Source organism: Pseudomonas sp. CFBP 13711, from assembly GCF_014842265.1.
Lineage (GTDB): Bacteria > Pseudomonadota > Gammaproteobacteria > Pseudomonadales > Pseudomonadaceae > Aquipseudomonas.
In genome coordinates this window covers 1-20,507 of the sequence record NZ_JACYVI010000013.1, presented here as the reverse complement: position 1 = coordinate 20,507, position 20,507 = coordinate 1, and the positions used below count along the sequence as shown (strand labels likewise).

Annotated in this window: 18 protein-coding genes; 2 read left to right on the top strand and 16 right to left on the bottom strand. The window is 60.5% G+C overall.

Annotation, left to right across the window (positions count from 1 at the left end):
• Window positions 1-45: 45 nt before the first annotated feature.
• The 13 genes from IFT47_RS21495 to IFT47_RS21435 form a co-directional block, all read right to left on the bottom strand.
• Window positions 46-1,086 (bottom strand): acyltransferase family protein, encoded by a 1,041-nt coding sequence (locus IFT47_RS21495; RefSeq protein WP_192174014.1) that lies wholly within the window; start codon window positions 1,084-1,086, stop codon window positions 46-48.
• Between the two features lie 9 nt (window positions 1,087-1,095).
• Window positions 1,096-2,214, bottom strand: a complete 1,119-nt coding sequence (locus IFT47_RS21490) for a glycosyltransferase family 4 protein (protein WP_192174013.1) — start codon at window positions 2,212-2,214, stop codon at window positions 1,096-1,098.
• A gap of 150 nt (window positions 2,215-2,364) precedes the next feature.
• Window positions 2,365-3,687, bottom strand: coding sequence for a hypothetical protein (locus tag IFT47_RS21485; RefSeq protein WP_192174012.1), 1,323 nt, complete (start codon window positions 3,685-3,687; stop codon window positions 2,365-2,367).
• Between the two features lie 100 nt (window positions 3,688-3,787).
• Window positions 3,788-5,041 carry a glycosyltransferase family 4 protein gene (locus tag IFT47_RS21480; protein WP_192174011.1) on the bottom strand — a complete coding sequence of 418 codons (1,254 nt, stop codon included), beginning with the start codon at window positions 5,039-5,041 and terminating at the stop codon, window positions 3,788-3,790.
• Window positions 5,038-6,039, bottom strand: coding sequence for a glycosyltransferase (locus IFT47_RS21475; protein ID WP_192174010.1), 1,002 nt, complete (start codon window positions 6,037-6,039; stop codon window positions 5,038-5,040). The genes IFT47_RS21480 and IFT47_RS21475 overlap by 4 nt, the downstream gene beginning before the upstream one ends.
• Before the next feature lie 106 nt (window positions 6,040-6,145).
• The gene (gene rfaH / locus IFT47_RS21470; RefSeq protein WP_192174009.1) at window positions 6,146-6,670 is read right to left on the bottom strand and encodes a transcription/translation regulatory transformer protein RfaH; all 525 of its coding nucleotides are present in this window, start codon (window positions 6,668-6,670) and stop codon (window positions 6,146-6,148) included.
• A gap of 5 nt (window positions 6,671-6,675) precedes the next feature.
• Window positions 6,676-7,476, bottom strand: coding sequence for a WbqC family protein (locus tag IFT47_RS21465; protein ID WP_192174008.1), 801 nt, complete (start codon window positions 7,474-7,476; stop codon window positions 6,676-6,678).
• A gap of 27 nt (window positions 7,477-7,503) precedes the next feature.
• On the bottom strand, window positions 7,504-9,720 hold the full coding sequence (locus IFT47_RS21460) for a polysaccharide biosynthesis tyrosine autokinase (RefSeq protein ID WP_192174007.1): 2,217 nt from the start codon (window positions 9,718-9,720) through the stop codon (window positions 7,504-7,506).
• Window positions 9,721-10,173, bottom strand: coding sequence for a low molecular weight protein-tyrosine-phosphatase (locus tag IFT47_RS21455; protein WP_192174006.1), 453 nt, complete (start codon window positions 10,171-10,173; stop codon window positions 9,721-9,723).
• A complete protein-coding gene (locus tag IFT47_RS21450; RefSeq protein WP_192174005.1) occupies window positions 10,163-11,092 on the bottom strand; it encodes a glycosyltransferase family 2 protein in 930 nt (309 codons plus the stop codon). The genes IFT47_RS21455 and IFT47_RS21450 overlap by 11 nt, the downstream gene beginning before the upstream one ends.
• 17 nt (window positions 11,093-11,109) lie before the next feature.
• On the bottom strand, window positions 11,110-12,624 hold the full coding sequence (locus tag IFT47_RS21445; protein WP_192174004.1) for a lipopolysaccharide biosynthesis protein: 1,515 nt from the start codon (window positions 12,622-12,624) through the stop codon (window positions 11,110-11,112).
• Between the two features lie 42 nt (window positions 12,625-12,666).
• The gene (locus tag IFT47_RS21440; RefSeq protein WP_192174003.1) at window positions 12,667-13,788 is read right to left on the bottom strand and encodes a DegT/DnrJ/EryC1/StrS family aminotransferase; all 1,122 of its coding nucleotides are present in this window, start codon (window positions 13,786-13,788) and stop codon (window positions 12,667-12,669) included.
• Window positions 13,789-13,892: 104 nt separating this feature from the next.
• Complete coding sequence (locus IFT47_RS21435) at window positions 13,893-14,678, bottom strand: hypothetical protein (protein WP_192174002.1); 786 nt, start codon at window positions 14,676-14,678, stop codon at window positions 13,893-13,895.
• A gap of 916 nt (window positions 14,679-15,594) precedes the next feature.
• Between IFT47_RS21435 and IFT47_RS21430 the strand changes: the two genes are divergently transcribed.
• The gene (locus tag IFT47_RS21430) at window positions 15,595-17,403 is read left to right on the top strand and encodes an aminopeptidase P family protein (protein ID WP_192174001.1); all 1,809 of its coding nucleotides are present in this window, start codon (window positions 15,595-15,597) and stop codon (window positions 17,401-17,403) included.
• Between the two features lie 43 nt (window positions 17,404-17,446).
• On the opposite strand, the gene IFT47_RS21425 is transcribed toward IFT47_RS21430, so the two are convergent.
• Together IFT47_RS21425 and IFT47_RS21420 are read right to left on the bottom strand one after the other, a co-directional pair.
• Complete coding sequence (locus IFT47_RS21425; RefSeq protein WP_192174000.1) at window positions 17,447-18,040, bottom strand: 2-hydroxychromene-2-carboxylate isomerase; 594 nt, start codon at window positions 18,038-18,040, stop codon at window positions 17,447-17,449.
• Window positions 18,041-18,104: 64 nt separating this feature from the next.
• Entirely contained in the window at window positions 18,105-18,845 is a 741-nt protein-coding gene (locus IFT47_RS21420; protein WP_192173999.1) for an SDR family oxidoreductase, read from the bottom strand.
• Window positions 18,846-18,941: 96 nt separating this feature from the next.
• Between IFT47_RS21420 and IFT47_RS21415 the strand changes: the two genes are divergently transcribed.
• Complete coding sequence (locus IFT47_RS21415; protein WP_192173998.1) at window positions 18,942-19,514, top strand: TetR/AcrR family transcriptional regulator; 573 nt, start codon at window positions 18,942-18,944, stop codon at window positions 19,512-19,514.
• Here IFT47_RS21415 and IFT47_RS21410 read toward each other — a convergent pair.
• A complete protein-coding gene (locus IFT47_RS21410) occupies window positions 19,511-19,801 on the bottom strand; it encodes a hypothetical protein (protein WP_192173997.1) in 291 nt (96 codons plus the stop codon). The two genes, IFT47_RS21415 and IFT47_RS21410, sit on opposite strands and share 4 nt — an antisense overlap.
• Between the last annotated feature and the right edge of the window lie 706 nt (window positions 19,802-20,507).

Genomic DNA, 20,507 nt, shown 5'->3' with positions numbered 1-20,507 from the left:
CTCGCGAGGGCCATCCCATGCCTTTCCATGTGCGCAGGCGCTAAATCAGACGCTGACAGGCTGCGTCTCGGCTTTGCGGTTATTGAGGCGTTTTCCGAGCTGGATGAACGGGTGTTCGATGTAGCGGAAGCACAAATGGGCAGCGCCCAGGGTCAGGACCGTTGCGACCAGCGCCACCAGCAGGCCCGGAGCGTCGGTGCCGCGCAGCAGGAATTCGCTGAGCATGCCCATCGACGGGTGCAGCAGGTACAGCGAGTAACTCACTGCGCCCAGCCAGACCAGCGCCGGGTGGTTCAGGCGCACGCTGCGCGTCAGCAGCACGAAGCTGACGATGGCCACGGCGTAGGTGAAGCAGTAACGGCCCCAGGTTTCGCCGGTGCCCATGTCCTTGCTGTACGCCATGATCAGCGTCGGCGGCAACAGCACGGCGAAGGCCACGAACAGCATCTTCAGGTTCCGCGTCAGCGCCGCGCTGTGTTCAGCCAGCAACCACTGACGCCACACCGAGCCGAAGAACATCAGCGACAACGCCAGGGGCAGCGCCACCGGCAGTTTGTGTTCGGTCAGCGCGCGGGCAACGCTCATCGCCAGCGCGGCGAGCAGAAACACCAGCGAACAGCGCGCCCGGAAGGCCATGTCGTACAGCTTGCCGGCGATGAACAACGCCAGGCACAGGCCGTAGAACACCAGTTCGATGAACAGCGTCCAGTACAGGCCGATCACGTCGTCGAAGCCCAGTGCCGCCTGCACCATGGTCAGGTTGGCGACGATCTGCGGCCAGGACGGCAGCGGCGCGCCGGTCAACTGCAGCATCAGCACAAACAGCAGCAGTGACAGCCAGTAGGCCGGGTACAAGCGCATGAAGCGTGAGATCAGAAAGCGTCGAGCGCCGTCCGGCACCGGCTTTAGGCTGTAGGGGATCACCACGCCGCTGATCATGAAAAACCACAGCACCCCCAATTTGCCGGGGTCGATCAGGTAATCCAGCACCCAGACGTGACCGATGACCGGTGCATACAAATGGGTGAAGACCACCATCAAGGCGGCGATGCCGCGCAATGCGTCGAGATAGGCAAGGCGTTTCATGGCAGTGCCTCAGTTGCTGGAAGATTCGCGACCCAGTGCATCGCTGCCCTGGCTGCTGCGCCGGTCTCTGGCCGGACTCTGCAGCGCGTCGATGCGTTGGGAAACCTGTCGTGCCGACTCTTCCCAGGAGAACCGCGCCACGTTGTTCAGCCCCCGTCGGCGCAGGGACTGGCGCAGCGGCATGTCCGTCAGAATGCGTTCCATGGCGGCGGCCATGTGGTCGATGTCCAGCGGGTCGAAATACAGCGCGCTGGCCTGCAGCACTTCGGGAATCGACGCCGCGTTCGCCGCCAGCACCGGGCAACCACAGGCCTGGGCTTCCAGGGGCGGAATGCCGAAGCCCTCGTACAGCGACGGAAACACAAAGGCCGTTGCGCCCTGGTACTGGCTGATCAGTTCGTCGTCGCTCAGGCGCCCCAGAAAGCGGATGCGCGGGTCACGACTGGCCAGACGTTGCAGGTTGTCGTCGCTGAAGATCCCGCTGGCGCCACCGACGATGCGCAGCTGCAGATCATCGTGGCCGCGCAGCAGCAGAAACGCCTGAATCATCCGGCTGAAATTCTTGTGCGCACTGGGCGAAGACACCGCCAGCAGGTAGTCCTGTTGCTCTTTAAGTGGCGGGCCCGGTTGAAACGCACCGCTGACGGCATTGGGCACCACGAAGATTTTCTTCTCCGGAAATCTGTAGAACTGCGAGATTTCACCCTTGGAGAAGGCGCTCACCGTCAGCAGCGACTTGATCCGCGACAGCATGATCGGCGTCATGGTCCGGTAGAGCAGGCGAAACGTGCGTGTGTAGCTTTCCGGGTGACGCACATAGGTGACGTCGTGGTGGGTCGCGATCTGATTGCCGTACAACAGCGGCGCGGTGCTGCACAGGGAAATCAGCAGCGGGTTGCCCTGACGGCGCAGGTACAGGGGCAGGTCCAGTTGTTCCCACAGGTGGCCGCTGTGACTGCCGATGCATTGCACGTCGAGGGCCTTGGCGCTCTCATGCATCTGAATGCCGTGGGGGGCAACAAACACCACGTCGTCGCGCAGTTGCTTGAGGGCCAGGCAGATCTGTTCGGCGAAGCGTTGAACGCCCCGCAGTTCCTGGGTCAGAAAACGTGCATTGATCACAATCATTGTGGTCGACCTGTAGAAGAGATAAAGGGGTCGTGCGCAGGAGCCATCAGCGCCCAGAGTGAAAAGGGCATCAGCGCTCTCAGTGAAGAGCCGTCAGCGCCCTGAATGAAGGGGCGCTCTAAAGGCGGACCGGAATAAAAAAGGCAGAATTCAGGGCAAGGCGAACAGTGCCGGGCGTGTGCCCAGGCTTATTATTTTCGGGAAGTCATCGATCGGCACTTGCGCCGAGCAACGCCCGTCGTTGCAGTTCCACGGGATACCGCTGTCGACCAGGCCGCGTTGCGGCTGGCGGGTGTCGATGTATTGCACGTTGCCGCGCAGCACGCTGCTGGCGTCGACCTTGATCGAACGCGGCAGCCCGGCGGTCCAGGCGACCATGATCTGCTCCGAACCCTTGGCGAACCGCAGCAGGTATTGCGAGTCGATTTCGCGACTCTTTTCAGCGTCGTAACGGAATTGATGCAGCGTCGGGCTGATGGCCTTCAGCGTCAGGTACGCCTGCTTGATGCTCAGGTCCTGATTGAGCAGGCCGAAGTTCTGCTCCGGATCAGTGCCGTCGGGGCCGTCGTTGAGCAGGCCGTTCCACCACATGCCCTTGACGTTGGGCATCGTCTGCGCCAGGAAGAAACTGCGTGCCAGAAACGCCGCCTGGGTCTTCTCATCACCGCCGCAGCGCCCGTCGTTGCTGGGCCAGCCCATTTCGGTGAGGTACAGCGGCACCGGGCCGTTGTTGCGGTTCTTGTCCTTCAGGTCCTCGCTGATCCGCCGCAGCCAGGCAATCCAGTTTTCCGGGGTGTTGCGCTCATCCGAACGGCAGTACACATACGGATGAAGCGACAACCCGTCGACATGGTTGAGCACGCCCGATTCCACCAGCCGATCGGCAAACCCCAGGTCCATCCCCTGACTGGTGACGGCGCCGGCCAGAATCACCATCGGCCGCTGGTTGGCGCGAATGCGCTGGGCGGTTTGTTCGATGAGCAAGCTGTAGTCCCTGGCGAACCCCGGATCGACCGGGTTTTCCTTGTCCCACTCATTCCAGATCTCGTAGAAGTCCACGCTGTCGGTGAGCTGGCGGGTGACGAAGCTGGCGTAGTTGCCGTAAGCGTCGCGCACCGAGGGTTTCCGCGGTTTGGCGTAGTTCTCGTAAAACGGGTTGCCGTAGCCCAGCACCAACAGCGGTCGCAATCGGTGTTCCTGGGCGGCGCTCAGGAACGACTGCCACGAAGGCTCGATCTTCAATAACCCTCGTCGGGGCTCGGCGCTGGACCAGTAGGCATCGTCGCGCACCGAGTCGACTCCCGCCGCTTTCAGCAGTTGGAACGCGCGGACGGAGGTGCCGGGTTTGTTCATCAAGTGCGTGTCGACGCCGATGATGAATGCTTCGTCCGCTCGCGTAATGCAGCTGATCAACAAGCCCAGCAACAGGACCGCCGAGGGTCGTCGTAACCGGGTCAGGTAAGGGATGAGCATGGCTTGTCTCAGTGAAGAGGCACGGTCCGGAGCGCTTGCTCAGGTAGGTCTCGGGCCGTCGGTGGTAATGTCGGCATCGCTTGCAGGCATGCCGATGTGTTCAGACCGGGTGGGGCAGGGCATGCCGGTTGCGCTGGGCGGTGTCGTCCAGCAACGTCTGGGCAAAAATGCTTTGGTAACTGTCGAGCATCAACTCCAGGTTCAGTAACGACGCCACGCTGACCCGCGCCTGGCCGCTCAGACGCGCCAGCAGTTCCGGGTTCTGGTGCAAGCGCAACATCGCCTGGCCCAGGGAGTCGGGGTCCTGGGGGTCACACAGCAATCCGTTGAGCGGGTCCTGAATGATTTCCGGCAAACCGCCCATGCGGCTCGCAATCACCGGCACCGAGTGAGCGCAGGCTTCAACGGCGACCATCCCGAACGGCTCGTTCCACAGCGAAGGCACCACGGCGACGTCGATCTGGCGGTAGAACGCTTCAGGCTTCTGGTAACCGACGAAGCTGATCTTCGACGAGTTCGCCAGCGCCTTGAACGTGGCTTCGTCATCCGTCTGGCCACGCCCTGCAATCTGCAGCGTGGCGTCGAAGGGCAGTCGCTGAAATTGCTCGATCAGCCAGGCCACGCCTTTCTGATGGGACAGCGTGCCCATGTAGCCGAAGCGCAACGGCGTTTTTTTCGTCGCCAGATCCGCTTGCCGCCGCTGATGGGGCGAGGCGGTCGGCGGCGTGAACGGGCTGGCGTTGTGCACGACGTACGGGCTGGCGGCGCTGAAGTAGCCGCGCTGCTGCAGCTTGTCCAGAATGAAGCGGCTGACCCCAACCACCGCCGCGACCTGGGCCGAGCGCGCGTCGTGGCCCTTGCGAAAGGTCTGGCAACTGCCGCATTGCTGCTGGCAGCACTGGCCGCGCTTGAACATGTTGCTGCTTGGGCACATCAGGTACATGTCATGCAGCACCTGCACGATCGGCAGTTTTGCAGCGGTGATCTCGTCCCAGACGGACACCGACCAGCCGGCCAGGTTGTGGCAGACCACCAGTTGCGGCTGCTCGCTGCCGATGACCTGTTTCACGTAGCTGCGCATCGCGCCGTTGCAGCGGTCGCGCAGATGCCAGCCCAGGCGCGCCAGACGGCCAGGCCGCTGCGCACCGAAATGCCAGTAGAAGTTACGCAGGCCGGCGCGGTAGACCTTGACGCCGTTCACCGCTTCGACGCTCAGGCCCGCGTCGGGACCGGTCACCAGCACGCTGACTTCACAGCCACGCTGCTGCAGGCCTTCGACGGTACGCTGAAGAATGATTTCCGCGCCGCCTCCAATGTGGGGGGCATACAGGCTGCTGATGAACAGTATTTTCATAGTGGATACGACTGATTCAGACCCAGTACCCCGGACTCACCGTCACGGATGGCTTGTTCGATCAGGCCAAGGCGCTCCTCGGCACCGCGTCGCTTGGCGATCAGCCGCAGCAGGCGGAAGAACACCCAGCGGTTGAGGCCGTACAGCAGCGACGAATTGGCCCAGATGTTTTTGTCGAACCAGGCCTGATTGCGCGCGCCGTAGTAGGCGCGCAAGTCCGAGCCACCGAGCAGGAAGCTCTCGTAGATGTTGTTGGTGCGTGCCTTGATGTTCCACGAGCTTTCCAGGTCGTCGAGCAAGGCGTCCGGCACCAGAAAGATCCGGCCACCACCGGCGGTGATGCGAAAGGTGTATTCGCTGTCGTCGGCGTAGAGCATCAACGCGTCCAGCGGCAGGCCGATGCGGCGATACAGATTGCGGTGGGCGAGCAGGCCGCCGTACGTGGCGAACGGCAATTGCACCATCGGCAGTTTGCGGTGCGGGCTTTGCGGCGCGCCCCACGGCAGCCGGCGCCAGATCTTGTAGGGCAGCTGTGCGATGTGAAAACCGAAGAAACTCGAACGGCGCTGAATGGCGAAGCGGTTCGGCACGCCGGCGGCGATGTCCGCCTGATGGGTGGGCCGAAAGCCCAGCACGGCGGCCTTGTCTTCGCCGTCGACGCGTTTACGTTCTTCGAGCACCTGATGCAGCGTGGCGATGGCGTTGATGGTCGGCGCGTTGTCGTCGTCCATCAGCCAGATGTGTTCGGCCCCGGCATCCAGTGCGGCCTGGATCCCCACCGAATAGCCCCGCGCGGAACCGGTGTTCTCGTGCATGTAGATCACGCTGACCTGATTCGGCCAGGTGCGGCGCAGGTTATCCAGCGGTGCGGTGGACGCGTTGCTGACGATGATCACGCGATCGATCAGCGGGCTTTCCAGCGAGCGGCTGACCAGCGTGTGCAGGTAGTTGAAACGATCACCATAGGTGAGCGTCACCAGTGTGGTTTTCTGGGTCATGGCGAGTTCCGGGCGAAGGGGGGTCAAGAGGCTGAAAGCATCAGCCCCGTGGGATTCAGGATGTGTGGGTCAGAATGTGTGGATCAGTACGGAAAACGCTAACGGCTCACGCCTGCGCTTGCATCCGCGACAGGCTGCTGACCGGCAGGGTGACCTTCTGCTCACGTTGCAGCAGATTGAGCAGAATCACCGCGCGCTCATCACCGTCGGCGGCGAGGAAGATCGCTTCGACGTCGTTGAAGCCCTCGGCCGTGATCCGCACCGTTTCCCCTTCTTGAAAGGTGACCCTGGCCGGCGGCGCCAGCAGACGCTGACGGATCTGCTCGATCAACGCATCCTGCACCGGAACCGGCATGCCGCCGAAGGTGACGATGCGCGCCACGCCTCGGGTCGAGCGGATCGGGTACCAGTTGTCGCTGGCCTGGTCCATGTGGATGAACAGGTAACCGGGGAACAGCTCTTCTTCGGCCGGTGCCCGTGAGCCGCGTTTTTTCTCGCCGTGCTTGACCGGGCGGTAGCACTCGAACTGCTGACGTTGCAGGTGCTCTGCCGCACGTGCTTCCTGGCGGGGTTTGGTCTGGATCAGGTACCAGCGCGCGGAGCCACAGGCGCTATTGACGACTTCAGACATACACTTCACTCCACTGCGATCCGGTGCGACCCGGTCAGGACAACGTCAGGTTTTTGCGCCAGCCCGTGCATCATGCCTGGCCGGGCGCTGGGTGGATTCTTGTCCAGCCCGTATTCGGTCAACATCTGCTGCACCTGCTCGACGCAGTTGAACATCAGCACATCGATGATCGACAGATTGGCGACGAAAGGTTGCCGGAACTGCCGGTACACCACGGGGTTCATCCGGAAGAACCGCACCAGCAAGCCGTTGCGGGCGAAGTGATCACGGTCATAGATGACCGATCCGCCTTCCGGGGTGATGAACGTCGTGGCTTCGAACGTGTGGGCGATGCGGATAATGCGCTCCTGCTTGTCCGCAGCGCTACCCAATATCAGGTCCGAGCTGCGCAGGATCGGCGTCACGATGTGCAGATAAGCACAGATTTCACGGATTGCGTGTTCGGCATACAGCGCGATGTTCTGCTGCGGGAAACGGATCAACCGCTCCAGCAAGGGCATGACCTGCGCGAAACAGGGCGCCTCTCGATAACTCTCGGCCAGCAGATCGATCAGCCGCGGCGCTTCATCGCTGAAATGATCACACAGTTGGCGCTGATTGATCTGCAACTGAAAGCGGTCTTTCTTCAACGGAAAGCTGATCAGCTTCGCTTCGTCGTTGTGCAGGATGCGGTTGCGATTGACCCAGCCGGACCGAACATACTGCAGATCGTCTCCCAGGACGAAGACGTCTGCGGCAGCAATGAGCTGAAAGTAACCCAGGTACGGGAACAGATAGGGCTGCATCACTGCAAGGGTCCTGGCCATGTGTGTCTCCTTGGCGTGCATGTCGATTTACTTGCGGACCGTGGTGTAGTCGTAACCGTAAGCGGCGCAGTCGTAGTCGGCGGTGGACGCCTTGCGCAGGACACCGTTGAAGATCGCACCCTTGATCAGAATGCCGTTGTGCATCAGGCGGCGTTTGCACGCTTCGATTTCCTTGGCGGTGCTCAGGCCGAAGCGGGTCACCAGCAGGCAGGTGCCGGACTGGCGGCCGACCAGCGTGGCATCGGTCACGGCCAGAATCGGCGGGGTGTCGATGATCACTAGGTCATACAACGGCGACAGCTCGCTGATCATTTTATTGAAGTTGTCGTGCATCAACAGCTCGGACGGGTTCGGCGCCGCGTAACCGCAGGAGATGAAATCCAGGTTGCGCACTTCGGTGTGGTTGATGACTTCCTTGCTGCCCAGACGCGCAGCGAGGGTGTCCGACAAACCGTGCTTGGGCGTCAGGTTGAACATCTTGTGCAGGTAGCCTTTGCGCATGTCGGCGTCGATCAGCAACACGCGTTTGCCGGTCTGGGCAATGATCACCGCCAGGTTGCTGGAGACGAACGACTTGCCCACGCCCGGCGTCGGGCTGGAAATCATCAGCACGTTGTTGCGGGCTTCGAGCATGGCGAAGTGCAGGCTGGTGCGCAGGCTGCGCAACGCTTCGATCGCCAGCTCCGTCGGCGCGCTGACGCTCAGCAGGCGTGGCTCCTTGCTCGCCGAACGGCTCTGGGCGGCCTTTTCCATGCGCTCCTGCAGTCGCGAATACGGCAGCGAGGCGTACACCGGCATGCCGAGGTTTTCGATGACTTCCGGGTTGTCCACGCCGCGATAGAACGCCTGGCGTACAAACACGGTGGCAACGGCCAGCAGCAGGCCGATCAGCGCGGCGACCAGCACGATGATTTTGCGCATCGGCTTGACCGGCTCTTCGACGTTGGCGTCGGCGTTGTCGATGATGCGGACGTTACCGATGCTGCCGGCGCGCAGAATGTCCTGCTCCTGGCTCTTGTCCAGCAACAGGGTGTAGGTCTGCGAGGTGACCTGCATGTCACGGTTCAGACGCAGCAACTCTTGTTGCGTGGCCGGCAGGGCTTCGATCTTCTTCAGCAGCGCGGCTTTCTGGGATTCAACCTGGCCGATCTGAGTCATCAGGGCGCGGTAGGTCGGATGCTCCGGCGTGTACAGACGCTCGACGTCGACGCGCTTCATTTTCAGGTCCGACAGGGTGCCTTCCAGCTTGACCACCTGATCCAGAACCGATTTGGTTTCAACGCTCAGGTCAACCGACTTGGCGCCCATCTGGAAGTTGTTCAGCGCGATTTCCGACTGTTCCAGCTGCTTGCGCACGGCAGGCAATTGCGAACGCAGGAATTCCAGACGCTGGGCGGCTTCAGCCGAACTGCGCTCGACGTTCTGGCGCACATACAGGCGGCTGACTTCGTTGAGGATGCGCTTGGCCAGTGCCGGGTCCGGGTCCTGAATCGACAGGTAGACGATCCCGGAATCCTTGCCCGCTTCCATGATTTTCAGACGGTCCTGATAATCCAGCGCGGCGGTCAGGGTGCGTTGACGCACGACGGTGAACTCGGTGCCCGGACGTGCATTGAGCGCAGCCACCTGGAGGGTGATGCCGCTGCCTTCGACGGTCTGACCGACTGGGCCGCTGAGCAGTTTGTTGCGGTCTTCGTCATACAGGGTGAAGGTGCCAGGCTTGCCCGCCACCATGGTCATCTTTTTGCCCAGCAGCGCGTCCGGCACCTCCAGCTGGAAGATGTCGATTTTCTCGCCGCCCCAGGCGTAGCTGTTCAGGCCGAACATCGGATCGGCCAGCGCGCCTTCACGCTCCGGCTTGAACCGACGCGCCATGTAGCTGCCCAGCCCCGGGATGTATTTGGGCTTCTGCACGATGTACAGCTTGAGATCATCAACGACCTTGCCCAGCACTGCGCGGGATTTGATCAGCTCGATTTCGGTGGTCGCCTGGGAAACCGACAGCGGCTTGCTGGAGACTTCGGTGCGGCCCTCGATGCCCACTTTGCGCGGCTCGATCTGAATCATCGCGTTGGCCTGGAAGATCGGCGTGGCGAGAATGGCGTAGGTGGCGCCGAGCAGGACGCAGATGCCGACAATCGACGCAATCAATCCTTTGTGATCGAAAAGTGTGCGCAAGATAGTCGCCAAATCGATCCGGGAGTCCTGGACCTCGTCCAGAGAAGTACGGTTCATAGCGGTCATTTATCTTGGATCTCCTGACTGAAGATAAGGAAGCCAGTCGTCGACACAACGCGAAAGCTGCTCGTAGGTCTGTTCAAAGGCTAGTTTCGGGCGCCGATAGGGATCGGCGATTTCCAGCGCTTGTTGCCATTTGCCAATCAGAAACGTCTTGCCGCGTACCTCGGGGGCCAGCTTGAGGACGCTCTGGGTCTGACGATGCTCCATGACCAGAATCAGCTCTGCTTCGTGGAGCATCTGCCGATCGATCTGACGGCTTCGATGTTTGTGGGCGAGGACGCCGTTGACCTGCAGAACGGCCTGGGCCAGCGGATCGATAGTGGAGCTGAGCATGGCGTGGGTGCCGGCCGACGAGATCTGGATGCGCGCGTTCGGCACGCGTTGTCGGAACAGGGCTTCGGCCATGGGGCTGCGACAGATATTGCCGACGCAGACCACCAGTACGTTATTGAACATGACCTTTGCTGAGGGTCGTCATCAGTCTCTTGCTGATGTTGGAGCTGAAGTTCTGCCCGACCGCCAGGAGCGTCTGCATCTTGCGTTTCGGGGTGATCGCCGACAGCGAGTACTCGACCAGCTCCATCAGGAAATGCTCATAGAGTTCCTGATGACCGAGCCGGTTGTAGTAGTTGGCCAGGGCGCCCGAGGTCTGCAGCGCCATGTGCAATTTGCGTTTGTTGGAGCGCATGGAAAACACGCCGCCTGGGTGCAACCGGTACATGGCCGGCTTGACCTCACCCATGAATTTGCCCTTGCCGTAGGCACCGAGCAGCGACCACCAGACCAGATCGTTGAGCGGCGCGGCGCGCAGCTCGGGCGGCAACGAATCGAAGACGTTGCGGAACACCGTGGTCAGCGTCGACACCGGCCGCGCTTTCTGCAGCTCCAGCGCCGTGGCATCCCCGCGCAGCTTGCCTTGCAGTTGAATCGGGTATTGGCCGCTGATGTCGAAGGGGATCGCGTCGTGGTAGGTCAGCACGTAATCCGGGTTGTTCTCGAGAAAATCCACCTGGATCTGCAGCTTGCGCGGGTCAGTCCAGTAATCGTCGCCTTCGCAGTAAGCGATGTAGCGGCCCCGGGCTTCGCCGAACAGGCCCGGCACCGGCGGGTTGTTCTGCGAGTACTGATTCGTCTCGTGATAGAAGGGGCGGATCAGCGTCGGGAAGCGTTTGACGTAATCGGCAATGATGCGAGCGGTGCCGTCCGTGGAGGCATCGTCGTTCACCAGGATTTCGAAGGCGAACGTGGTTTGCTGCATCAGAAAGCCTTCCAGCGTCTGCGCGACGTAGGCTTCCTGGTTGTAGGCTGGACAGACGATGCTGACCAAGGGCGCGGCGGACGGCGAAGAGCTCGTCTTATTGCTAATAGCATCCATGGCTTGGGTACTCGGAGTTAAACACTGGGTTTGCTGAACAGAACGGAAATCTTCATCACCAGCGGCTTGTAGCTGGCGGCCACAATCAGCAGCGTGAGCAGGCCGCAGACGGCCAGACCCAGAAAGACGCTGATGCGGTTATCATTGGCGATCAGGCGCAGCAAGGGCTCGGTAATCGCCAGGCCGACGCCGGTCATCACGCTGATGCGGATGATGTCGCGCAGCCATTGGCTGTGAATGCCCGGGGCCAGGCGCTGGTGGACGATGACCGGCCAGATGGCGAAGGACACCACCCGTAACACGAACCAGGCAATCGCCGCGCCGTAAGCGCCATAGCCGCGAATCGCCAGAAACATCACCGGCACCGTGATCAGCGCCGAAACAATGCTGTACCAGACGTGCAGGTGCATGCGCCCGTAGGCGTATTGCAGATAAAACTGGAACGCGCTGACCGCCATGATGGCGCTGCCCAGGGAGTACCACGGCAGAATCGTCCGGCTCCACTCGGCGGCAGGGCGATCACCCGACCAGGCAAACACCATCTCGTCGGCGTGCAGCGCGATCAGTGCCGCGAGGGGAAACAGGAACGTGCACACAAACCGGTTGGCCGCCAGGTACAGCTGATGCATGTCATCCCGGCGCCCTTCGGCCATCAACACCGTGAGGCGCGGCAGTAACGTCTGCGCCAGCGGGTTGGAGAGCATCATGATCCCGGTGGTGATCAGTGCCACCAGCGAGAAATAACCGTATTCATTAAGTGGCAGCAGCTCGGACAGCAGCACCTTGTCGATCTGGGTCAGCACGATCCACAGCACCGCGGTGCCGGACATGCTGGCCGCGAACGGGATGATCGGCTTGACCAGATCCCAGTCGAAACCGGTCAGCGGCGACGGCCTCGGCATCTGCTGATAGGCACGGGCGGCGAAGATCAACGCTTCGATCAAGCCCACCAGCGCCTGGAATTCGAAGAAGTGCACCGGGTCGTTGGAGATCGTGCTCACCAGCAGCAGCCCGCCGAAGTAGCGCAGCGTGGCGATAATCACGTTGGCGATGTTCAGCCATGCATGCTGCTCAAGGCCTTGAATCCCGCTTTTATAGAGCGTCGAAAACAAGCGCAGAGCGATGACAATGCCCATCAGCGCGATGCACTGCACCACGGTCTGCGTCGACAGCTCCTGGGCATTGAGCCAGTGAACGGCAATCCATTCGCTGCCGGCATACATCGCCACGCAGCAGAAACCCGCCAGTGGCAGGAAGATAATCTCGAACGAACGCAGCAGGCGACCGGTGTAGCGGTCCAGTCCGTCGCTTCCTTGTCGATGCGCCACCGCCCTGACCAGACTCGGCGACAACCCTGCGTCCAGCAATTGCAGCCAGGCTTGCAGCACCGAGAAGAACCCGATCAGCCCATATGCCTCGGCGCCCATGTGGCCGAGGTAGAACGGCATGATCAGGATCCCCACGAGCAGCGTGTAGGCCTGGCCTGCATAGCTCAACGCAGTGTTGCGTATGACTGAGCGCTTGGTTGGCATCGAAAGTCCTTCCGGCGAATCTAGGTGAATGGCGCGATGGCGTTACATGACCTGCGCGAGGGACGGTACACGGTACGGCGAGTGGGCGGTGCTGGTTTCGGCGATCACCGTCTGAATGACGCGGTCCTGATCGTCGCGCAGCAGGCCCGGGTAAATCGGCAGGCACAACACGCGCTCGCTCAGTGAACGCGAGGCGGTTTGTGCCGCTTGCGGCTGCAGGTATTCAAGGGTGTCCAGCGACGGATAGAAGTAGCGGCGCGGGTTGATCCCGTTGGTGTTCAGCGCCGAACGCAAACGCAGCAGTTGTTGTTCGTCGCGCAGGGCGATCGGGTAATAGCTGTGGTTGAGTTCGCTGTTGCTTTCCGGCCGCTGCAGGTCGACGTAATCGCCCAGGCGGGTGGTGTAGCGGTCAGCGATTTCAGCGCGTTCCTGAAGAATGTTCTCGATGTCGTCGAGAATGCACAGGCCCATCGCGGCGGAGAATTCGTTGAGCTTGGCGTTGATGCCGATGCCGTCGATCTTGTCGACGTCAACGATGCCGAAGTTGCACAGCAGGTGAACCCGGCGCGCTGTTTCGTCATCGTTGGTGATAATCGCGCCGCCTTCGATGGTGTGAAACAGCTTGGTGGCGTGAAAACTCAGTGTGCTGACGTCGCCCCAGTTGAGCACCGACTGGCCGGCGTGACGCACGGCGAAGGCATGGGCGCCGTCGTACACGACTTTCAGATTGCGCCGACGGGCGATTTCTTCGATGCGTTCAACGGCGCACGGGTTGCCGAAGACGTGGGTGCCGACAATGGCGGTGGTGTCGGAGACGATGCGGCTCTCGATGTGGTCGGGGGAAATGTTCCAGGTCTGCGCGTCGATGTCGGCGAAGATCGGGCGAATGCCTTCCCACTGCAGCGAACTGCTGGTGGCGACAAAGCTGAACGGCGTGGTCACTGCGCTGCCGCTCAGGCCCAGTGCGCGATAGGCGACCTGCAGGGCGAGGGTGCCGTTGTTGGTCAGAATGACGTGCTTGACGCCCAGGTAGTCTTTCAGGCGTTGTTCGAGCTCGCACACCAGCGGCCCGTGGTTGGTCAGCCAGCCGCGCGCATAAATGCCCTCGACGTAGCCCTTGAACTTGTCGATATCGCCCAGGTAAGTCTTGGTGACGTTGATCATCGAATTCTCCATTTCAGATGCAAAGCTTTTAAAAAATGCTTTCTGGGCAGTGATGCGGTTGCGCCGGTCTGAGGCCAGGCCGCCAACGCCAGGTTCGAGGGAAATCAATTGGGGGTGGATGCCGGCGGCGGGCTGCCTGCCTTGCTACTCATCCGTCGCGCACGGCCCTGATTGATTTTCAGGATCAACCGGGTGGCCAGGCTGCCTGCATGGGGGTCGCCGAAGTGGAAGAGCGCGGTGGCGCGCTTCACGTCCGGTCGGCAGGCCTGATTGGCGTGCAGGCTGCGATAGCCCCAGAAGAAATAAACGCTGCCCGGCTCCAGGCGCAGGACATACGGCTTGAGCCAGTTGCGCTGCATGCCCTTGATGATCCAGCCGCGGGTGATCTTGTTCTGCAGCAGGGCCTTCTCGATGACGTTGAACACCACCCATGAGCGCACTCGGCGGATATTCGGAAACAGCATCAGATCGCCGCGTCCTTCGCCTTCACTGGGGATGAACACCGGGATCAGTGCGGTCACCAGGCTGGCGTCGTAGTGGAAACTGTTGGATTCGCGCTTGCCCTGATTGCCCTGCACGCAGCGCAGCACCGGGAAAATGCGGTCACTGGCAGCGTCGCGGCGGGCTGCATGCTTGTAGAGGCGACCGAGCAGCGTCTTGAAACGCGGGTCGGACCAGTAACTCGCCAGCAGGCTTTCGCTCAGTGCCGCTTCACCGTGGTAGGCAAAGTATTCGCCCTGGTGTTTCTGCGCCTGTTCGTCAGTCCAGGCCCGCAACTGCTGCAGGTCCGTGTCAGGCACGGCCGCGTTCAGTTTTGCAAAGCCGTTGGTATCGATTTCGTCAGCCAGTCGCTGAACCAGCTGCTCATCCATGTCGAAAGATAAAGGCATTGCATCAGGCCCTCGTAGAGAGTGAGGAGTGCAGGGCAGCGGAGTGAATTGTGCTTCAGGCACGCTACCGCCCGAATCTGCAGATCCTGCCGTTGTACTAATTAGGCGTGCATTTCAAACGGTGACTTCATTCAGCACTGGCTGACAAAAGCGTTGGGCAAAGCTACCGCCCCACCGAGCACATTCAGTAATTCGAAAAAAACTTTCTTTGAACCAAAAACTGCCCACCGGCGCTGATTTCACACCGTTTGAATCGTCAACTTTTTGGGCAGTCTCAGGGTAATTAAGTCGGAATGCTCTCGGCGCACGGCTCTAGGGCCGCACTGCAAAAACAGGAAAACATTGGACGTGCCTATATATCGACGGAGGCAGAGTTTCTGTCAAATTATTTCGCCATCATTCTGTTAATTTTTTGATAAGCGGATCATTGGCATGCCTAAGTGATTGATTTTAAACAGAGTCAATAAAACATCACTGCCCTGTCGTGGTGCGCGACGCTTTTTAGGCACTGCCGGAGACCCCCTGTTTGGCTATCGAAAATTACCGGGAAGACGTTTTTCCAACGTCAGAACTTGGGCGCGGATGGGGGGTAACGGTTTTATGGCGCTCGATTATTGAATCCCGTCATACACGCGTACTTATGCGGAGGGGTAACTAATCAAGTGAGAGGTAAGTTTGTAATTAAGCGATCACGGTGGTGTTGCGGTTTTATAGATAGAACTGTGTTCGGTTATATATACATCGATGTGGGTGAGGTGGTTGATATGACCGAAGACTTCATCAGTGCGCCATGCAGTGGCCCCGGCGCGTCATTACTGCGGCCAAGGGTGGATGCGGCGCTGCGGTTGCTCAGCCTTGATCGCTGCTCCATTATCCGGGTCTGCGACGCAAACAATTCGGGTCACCAGGAGATTCAATGAATACGCAGTCGAAAACCACTGGAGTGGCGATGCAACGCCTCGCGCAGGCGCGCGCCCTGATGAGCCGTGAGGGCATCGACGCCTGGCTGGTGCCGTCGGCCGACCCTCATCTCTCTGAATATCTGCCGGGTTACTGGCAAGGGCGGCAGTGGCTGTCCGGCTTCCACGGTTCCGTCGGCACCTTGATCATCACCCAGAACTTCGCCGGCCTCTGGGCAGACAGCCGTTACTGGGAGCAGGCGAGCAAGGAACTGGCAGGCAGCGGCATCGAACTGGTCAAGCTGCAGCCCGGCCAGACCGGCCCACTTGAATGGCTCGCCGAGCAGGCCAAAGCGGATTCCGTCGTCGCGGTGGATGGCGCGGTGCTGGCCGTGGCGTCCTCGCGCACGCTGGCTGCCAATCTGTACGAAAAAGGTGCGCGCCTTCGCACCGACCTCGACCCTCTGACGGAGTTGTGGAACGACCGCCCTGCGTTGCCGGCCCAGGCAATCTATGAGCACGCCGCGCCCCACGCCACCGAAAGCCGCACGGACAAACTCACTCGATTGCGCACGGTGATGGCCGAGCGCGGCGCGGATTGGCATTTTCTCGCCACCCTGGACGACATCGCCTGGCTGTTTAATCTGCGTGGCGCCGACGTCTCCTACAACCCGGTGTTCATCTCCTTCGCCCTGATCGGGCCGAACAGCGTCAACCTGTTTGTCGCATCAGAGAAAGTCGACGCCGGACTGCGCAGCACCCTGGAGCAAGACGGCATCACCCTGCATGAATACACCCGCATCGGCACTGCGCTGCGCAACGTGCCCAAGGACGCGCGGTTGCTGGTGGATCCGGCGCGGGTCACCTGTGGCCTGCTGGACTATCTCGACAGCGAAGTGACGCTGGTCGAAGGCTTGAACCCGACGACCCTGTTCAAATCGCAGAAAAGCGCTGCTGATACCCGGCACATCCGTCAGGCGATGGAGCAGGATGGCGCGGCGCTGTGCGAATTCTTCGCCTGGCTGGATTCAGCGCTGGGCAAAGAGCCCGTCAGCGAGCTGACCATCGACGAGAAACTCAGCGCGGCGCGGGCCCGTCGGCCGGGCTACGTGTCCCAGAGTTTCGCCACCATTGCCGGCTTCAACGGTAACGGGGCGATGCCTCACTACCGCGCCACCGAAGAAGAGCACGCGCAAATTGAGGGTGACGGCTTGCTGCTGATCGACTCCGGCGGCCAATACCTGGGCGGCACGACCGATATCACCCGCATGGTGCCCATCGGCACGCCGACCGCTGAACAGAAGCGTGACTGCACGCGCGTTTTGAAGGGCGTCATCGCGTTGTCCCGTGCGCACTTTCCGCGGGGCATTCTTTCGCCGCTGCTCGACTCCATCGCTCGCGCCCCGATCTGGGCCGAGGGCGTCAATTACGGGCACGGCACCGGTCACGGCGTCGGCTATTTCCTGAACGTGCACGAAGGCCCGCAGGTGATTGCCTATCAGGCCGCCGCCACGCCGCAAACCGCGATGCAGCCGGGGATGATCACGTCGATCGAGCCGGGGACGTATCGGCCGGGGCAGTGGGGCGTGCGCATTGAAAACCTGGTGATCAATCAGGAGGCGGGCAAGACCGAGTTCGGCGAGTTTCTCAAGTTCGAGACACTCACGCTTTGTCCGATAGACACGCGCTGCCTGGAAATCGGCCTGCTGACCCAAGAGGAGCGTGAATGGCTGAACGAATACCACGCCCAGGTCAGGCAGCGCCTCAGTCCACTCGTGGAGGGCGCTGCGTTGGCCTGGCTGGAAGGTCGGACAGCGGCGGTTTGACCCTGAACGCCACCGTCCTGTTTGGCGGTGGCATTACAGGCGGTTACTCGGTTAGCGCTTCCCGGACGAAATCGAGTCGGTCCTGACCGAAATAGAGCTCGTCGTCGACGAACATGCTCGGGGCGCCAAACACGCCTCGTGCAACAGCTTCTTCGGTATTGATTTTCAGCTGGCCCTTGACGCTGGGGTTGCTGACCCAGCCAAGGATTTCTGCCGGATCAAAGCCAGATCTTGTGAGGGCCGCTGACATCACCCCAGGGTCGTTCAAGTCCAGCGCTTCTACCCATATCGCCCTGAAAGTGATTTCCAGCAATTCAATGAACCGTTGTGGCTGGAGCATCTGCGCAGCAGTCAACGCGCGCATCAGGCTGAGCGTGTTGATCGGGAAGTGAGGGTTGAAGGTGAGGGGAACCTGATAGCGCTTGGCGAAGCGCGCCAGATCCTTGATGGAGTAACGCGCTTTGGCAGGCACGTCGTTGGGCGACGCATTGCCTGTCGCCTTGAACACTGCGCCCAGCAAGATGGGCCGATGGATCAGGGTCGCTGACGTCTCGTCGCAGATCTTCCGCAACTGGGTGTAGGCCAGGTAACTGGTCGGGCTGCCCACATCGAAGTAAAACTCCACGCTTCGGCTCATCGTTGCATTCCTTCTTCTTATATAGATGCGGGCGTGCGCCCATGTGATTCGCTCACGCAGGGGCTTACCAGCGTTCGTTCCAGGGGCGCAGGTCCAGCTCGAACGTCCATGCGTCCCGGGGCTGGCTGTGCAGATACCAGTAATTTTCTGCGATGTGTTCAGGGTCGAGAATGCCGTCCTCATCCTTGAGCGCGTAACGTTCGGGAAACTGTGTGCGGATGAAGTCAGTGTCGATCGCGCCATCCACCACCACATGAGCCACGTGGATGTTCATCGGCCCCAGTTCACGGGCCATGCTTTGCGCCAGTGCCCGTAGCCCGTGCTTGGCGCCGGCGAAGGCCGCGAAATTGGCAGCGCCGCGTAGACCTGCAGTCGCCCCGGTGAACAGAAGGGTGCCGCGTTTGCGTTTGGCCATACGAAGGGCGACCTCCCGGGCGTTCAGAAATCCGGAGAAGCACGCCATCTCCCAAATCTTGAAGTACTTGCGCGCCGTCTCTTCGAGAATGCTGCAGGGCACGTTGGCGCCGATATTGAAAACGAAGGCCTCGATCGGGCCTATCTCAGTCTCGATCCGCTCAATCAGCGCCACCACGTCATCTTCCTTGCGCGCGTCCGAGGCGAACCCGTGAGCTTCGCCGCCGCTCTGCCGAATCGAGCCAACTAAGGGCTGAAGTTTGTCGGCGCTCCTGCGAGTGACACACGCCACGTAACCCTCCCGGGCGAAGCGTCTGGCAATCGCGCCTCCTGTCGCGTTGCCTGCACCCACAACCAGAACGACCTTCTTGTTATTCAATGTAATGGTCATCACGACACCTTTATTAAACGATCGTTTACTTAACGGACGTTATGCTAGGGTCGCAAGGGCGTCAAGGCACTTACTTAAGTAAACGGTGGGAAAACAATGCGCTACTCGGTCGACCATAAAGAGCAAACCCGGCGCGCCATGCTCGACAGCAGCGCCGCTCTGGTGAAGGAGAAAGGCTTCGCGCCTATGGGGGTGGACAGTCTGATGAAAGCCGTCGGCCTCACCGGAGGGGCTTTCTATAGCCACTTCTCTTCGAAGGATGCGTTGTTTCAGGCGGTGGTTGAGCGCGAGTTGACCCGCAGCCTGGCGTTACTCGGTGCCGATGAGTCGCTGACCAGGGACCGAATCAAGCAGTGTCTACGGCATTACCTGACACTGGCGCATGTACAGAATCCTGCGGGTGGATGTGTCATTCCTGCATTGGGCGCCGAAATTGCCCGCGCAGAAGGACCGGCTCGCCTGCGCGCCGAGCACTGGTTGTGCGAATTACAAAAGGCATGGGCTGAAGTGCTGGGGGACCAAGATCTGGCGTGGGCAGCCATTGCTCAGTGCGTTGGTGCTCTGACGGTCGCGCGAATGATGGCGACGCCCGAGCTCCAGCAACGCGTGGTGGACGCCAGCCATGACCTGCTGTGTCAGCAGGTGGATGCGCTGTCGGTAGCCGACTAGGGGTTAGTCGGCTTCTTGCAGATGATGATCATGCTGCGGCTGGTATAGCCGGCTGGATTCAGACCGAGCGGATAGCCCCCCGTGTCTTCGGCGCCGTCACCGGACTTGGCGATCACACGATACTGCTTGGATACGCAGGAGTTGGTTGCCATGTCATAGCACTGCTCCCACGAGGACGACAGGCCCGAGCAATTTATGTGGATGCCGCGTTTGCCCATGACCGGTTTAGACGTCGCTGCGCATCCAGCGACCGCCAATGCTGCCAGTGCCATTAAAAAGTACTTCATTCATATCCTTACCTGACCAACACGTTGCGGTCAGTGACTATCCAGAATTCGCATGCTGCCACCAACGGTCACGTCCATGTGGAGGGGCGGCACCATGTCAAGGCGCGCCGGCTAAACATCGCTCAATAGTGAGACAAATGCCAGTGACATCGTGTATCACGCCGATGGCCGTGCGAGCGGCTGCTTTCTGGATCCCTATAGAGAGCGGTTAAAGAAGCGCACGCTCCTATAAGAACCCATGGATAGCGGTCTGTTAAGCAGCAAAGGCGCCAAATATCAGTGATTGTTCTGTCTGTTGAAATAAGTGCTTGACGCCCCTCTGGATCTGTCTATAATTCGCCCCACTTCCGGCGCAGACGAAACGGAAAACTCCTTGATAATCAACGAGTTGGACGAAGTAAGCAGCGAGGAATGCTTCGGTTCAGATGCTTGAATCGACAGCGGTGAAAAAGGCAGTTGACAGCAGGTTTTAACGCTGTAGAATTCGCCTCCCGCTGACGTGAGACGTTAAGTCGAGCGAAGCGCAAGTGGTTGAAGTTGATGAGGAAACTTTGAAAACTTCTTAAAATAACCGCTTGACAGAAACAAGAGACGCTGTAGAATGCGCGCCTCGGTTGAGACGATAGATCTTAACCACCCGCTCTTTAACAACTGAATCAAGCAATTCGTGTGGGTGCTTGTGCTGTAAGACTGAAGTCGCAAGATT

Bases quoted from the DNA above. Each gene is read 5' to 3' on its own strand.
- IFT47_RS21460 (WP_192174007.1), bottom strand. From the start codon at position 9,720: ATGACCGCTATGAACCGTACTTCTCTGGACGAGGTCCAGGACTCCCGG.
- IFT47_RS21440 (WP_192174003.1), bottom strand. From the start codon at position 13,788: ATGATCAACGTCACCAAGACTTACCTGGGCGATATCGACAAGTTCAAG.
- IFT47_RS21425 (WP_192174000.1), bottom strand. From the start codon at position 18,040: ATGAGCCGAAGCGTGGAGTTTTACTTCGATGTGGGCAGCCCGACCAGT.
- IFT47_RS21420 (WP_192173999.1), bottom strand. From the start codon at position 18,845: ATGACCATTACATTGAATAACAAGAAGGTCGTTCTGGTTGTGGGTGCA.
- IFT47_RS21455 (WP_192174006.1), bottom strand. From the start codon at position 10,173: ATGTTCAATAACGTACTGGTGGTCTGCGTCGGCAATATCTGTCGCAGC.
- IFT47_RS21490 (WP_192174013.1), bottom strand. From the start codon at position 2,214: ATGATTGTGATCAATGCACGTTTTCTGACCCAGGAACTGCGGGGCGTT.
- IFT47_RS21430 (WP_192174001.1), top strand. From the start codon at position 15,595: ATGAATACGCAGTCGAAAACCACTGGAGTGGCGATGCAACGCCTCGCG.
- IFT47_RS21450 (WP_192174005.1), bottom strand. From the start codon at position 11,092: ATGGATGCTATTAGCAATAAGACGAGCTCTTCGCCGTCCGCCGCGCCC.
- IFT47_RS21465 (WP_192174008.1), bottom strand. From the start codon at position 7,476: ATGGCCAGGACCCTTGCAGTGATGCAGCCCTATCTGTTCCCGTACCTG.
- IFT47_RS21445 (WP_192174004.1), bottom strand. From the start codon at position 12,624: ATGCCAACCAAGCGCTCAGTCATACGCAACACTGCGTTGAGCTATGCA.
- rfaH (WP_192174009.1), bottom strand. From the start codon at position 6,670: ATGTCTGAAGTCGTCAATAGCGCCTGTGGCTCCGCGCGCTGGTACCTG.
- IFT47_RS21415 (WP_192173998.1), top strand. From the start codon at position 18,942: ATGCGCTACTCGGTCGACCATAAAGAGCAAACCCGGCGCGCCATGCTC.
- IFT47_RS21410 (WP_192173997.1), bottom strand. From the start codon at position 19,801: ATGAAGTACTTTTTAATGGCACTGGCAGCATTGGCGGTCGCTGGATGC.
- IFT47_RS21475 (WP_192174010.1), bottom strand. From the start codon at position 6,039: ATGACCCAGAAAACCACACTGGTGACGCTCACCTATGGTGATCGTTTC.
- IFT47_RS21480 (WP_192174011.1), bottom strand. From the start codon at position 5,041: ATGAAAATACTGTTCATCAGCAGCCTGTATGCCCCCCACATTGGAGGC.
- IFT47_RS21485 (WP_192174012.1), bottom strand. From the start codon at position 3,687: ATGCTCATCCCTTACCTGACCCGGTTACGACGACCCTCGGCGGTCCTG.
- IFT47_RS21435 (WP_192174002.1), bottom strand. From the start codon at position 14,678: ATGCCTTTATCTTTCGACATGGATGAGCAGCTGGTTCAGCGACTGGCT.
- IFT47_RS21495 (WP_192174014.1), bottom strand. From the start codon at position 1,086: ATGAAACGCCTTGCCTATCTCGACGCATTGCGCGGCATCGCCGCCTTG.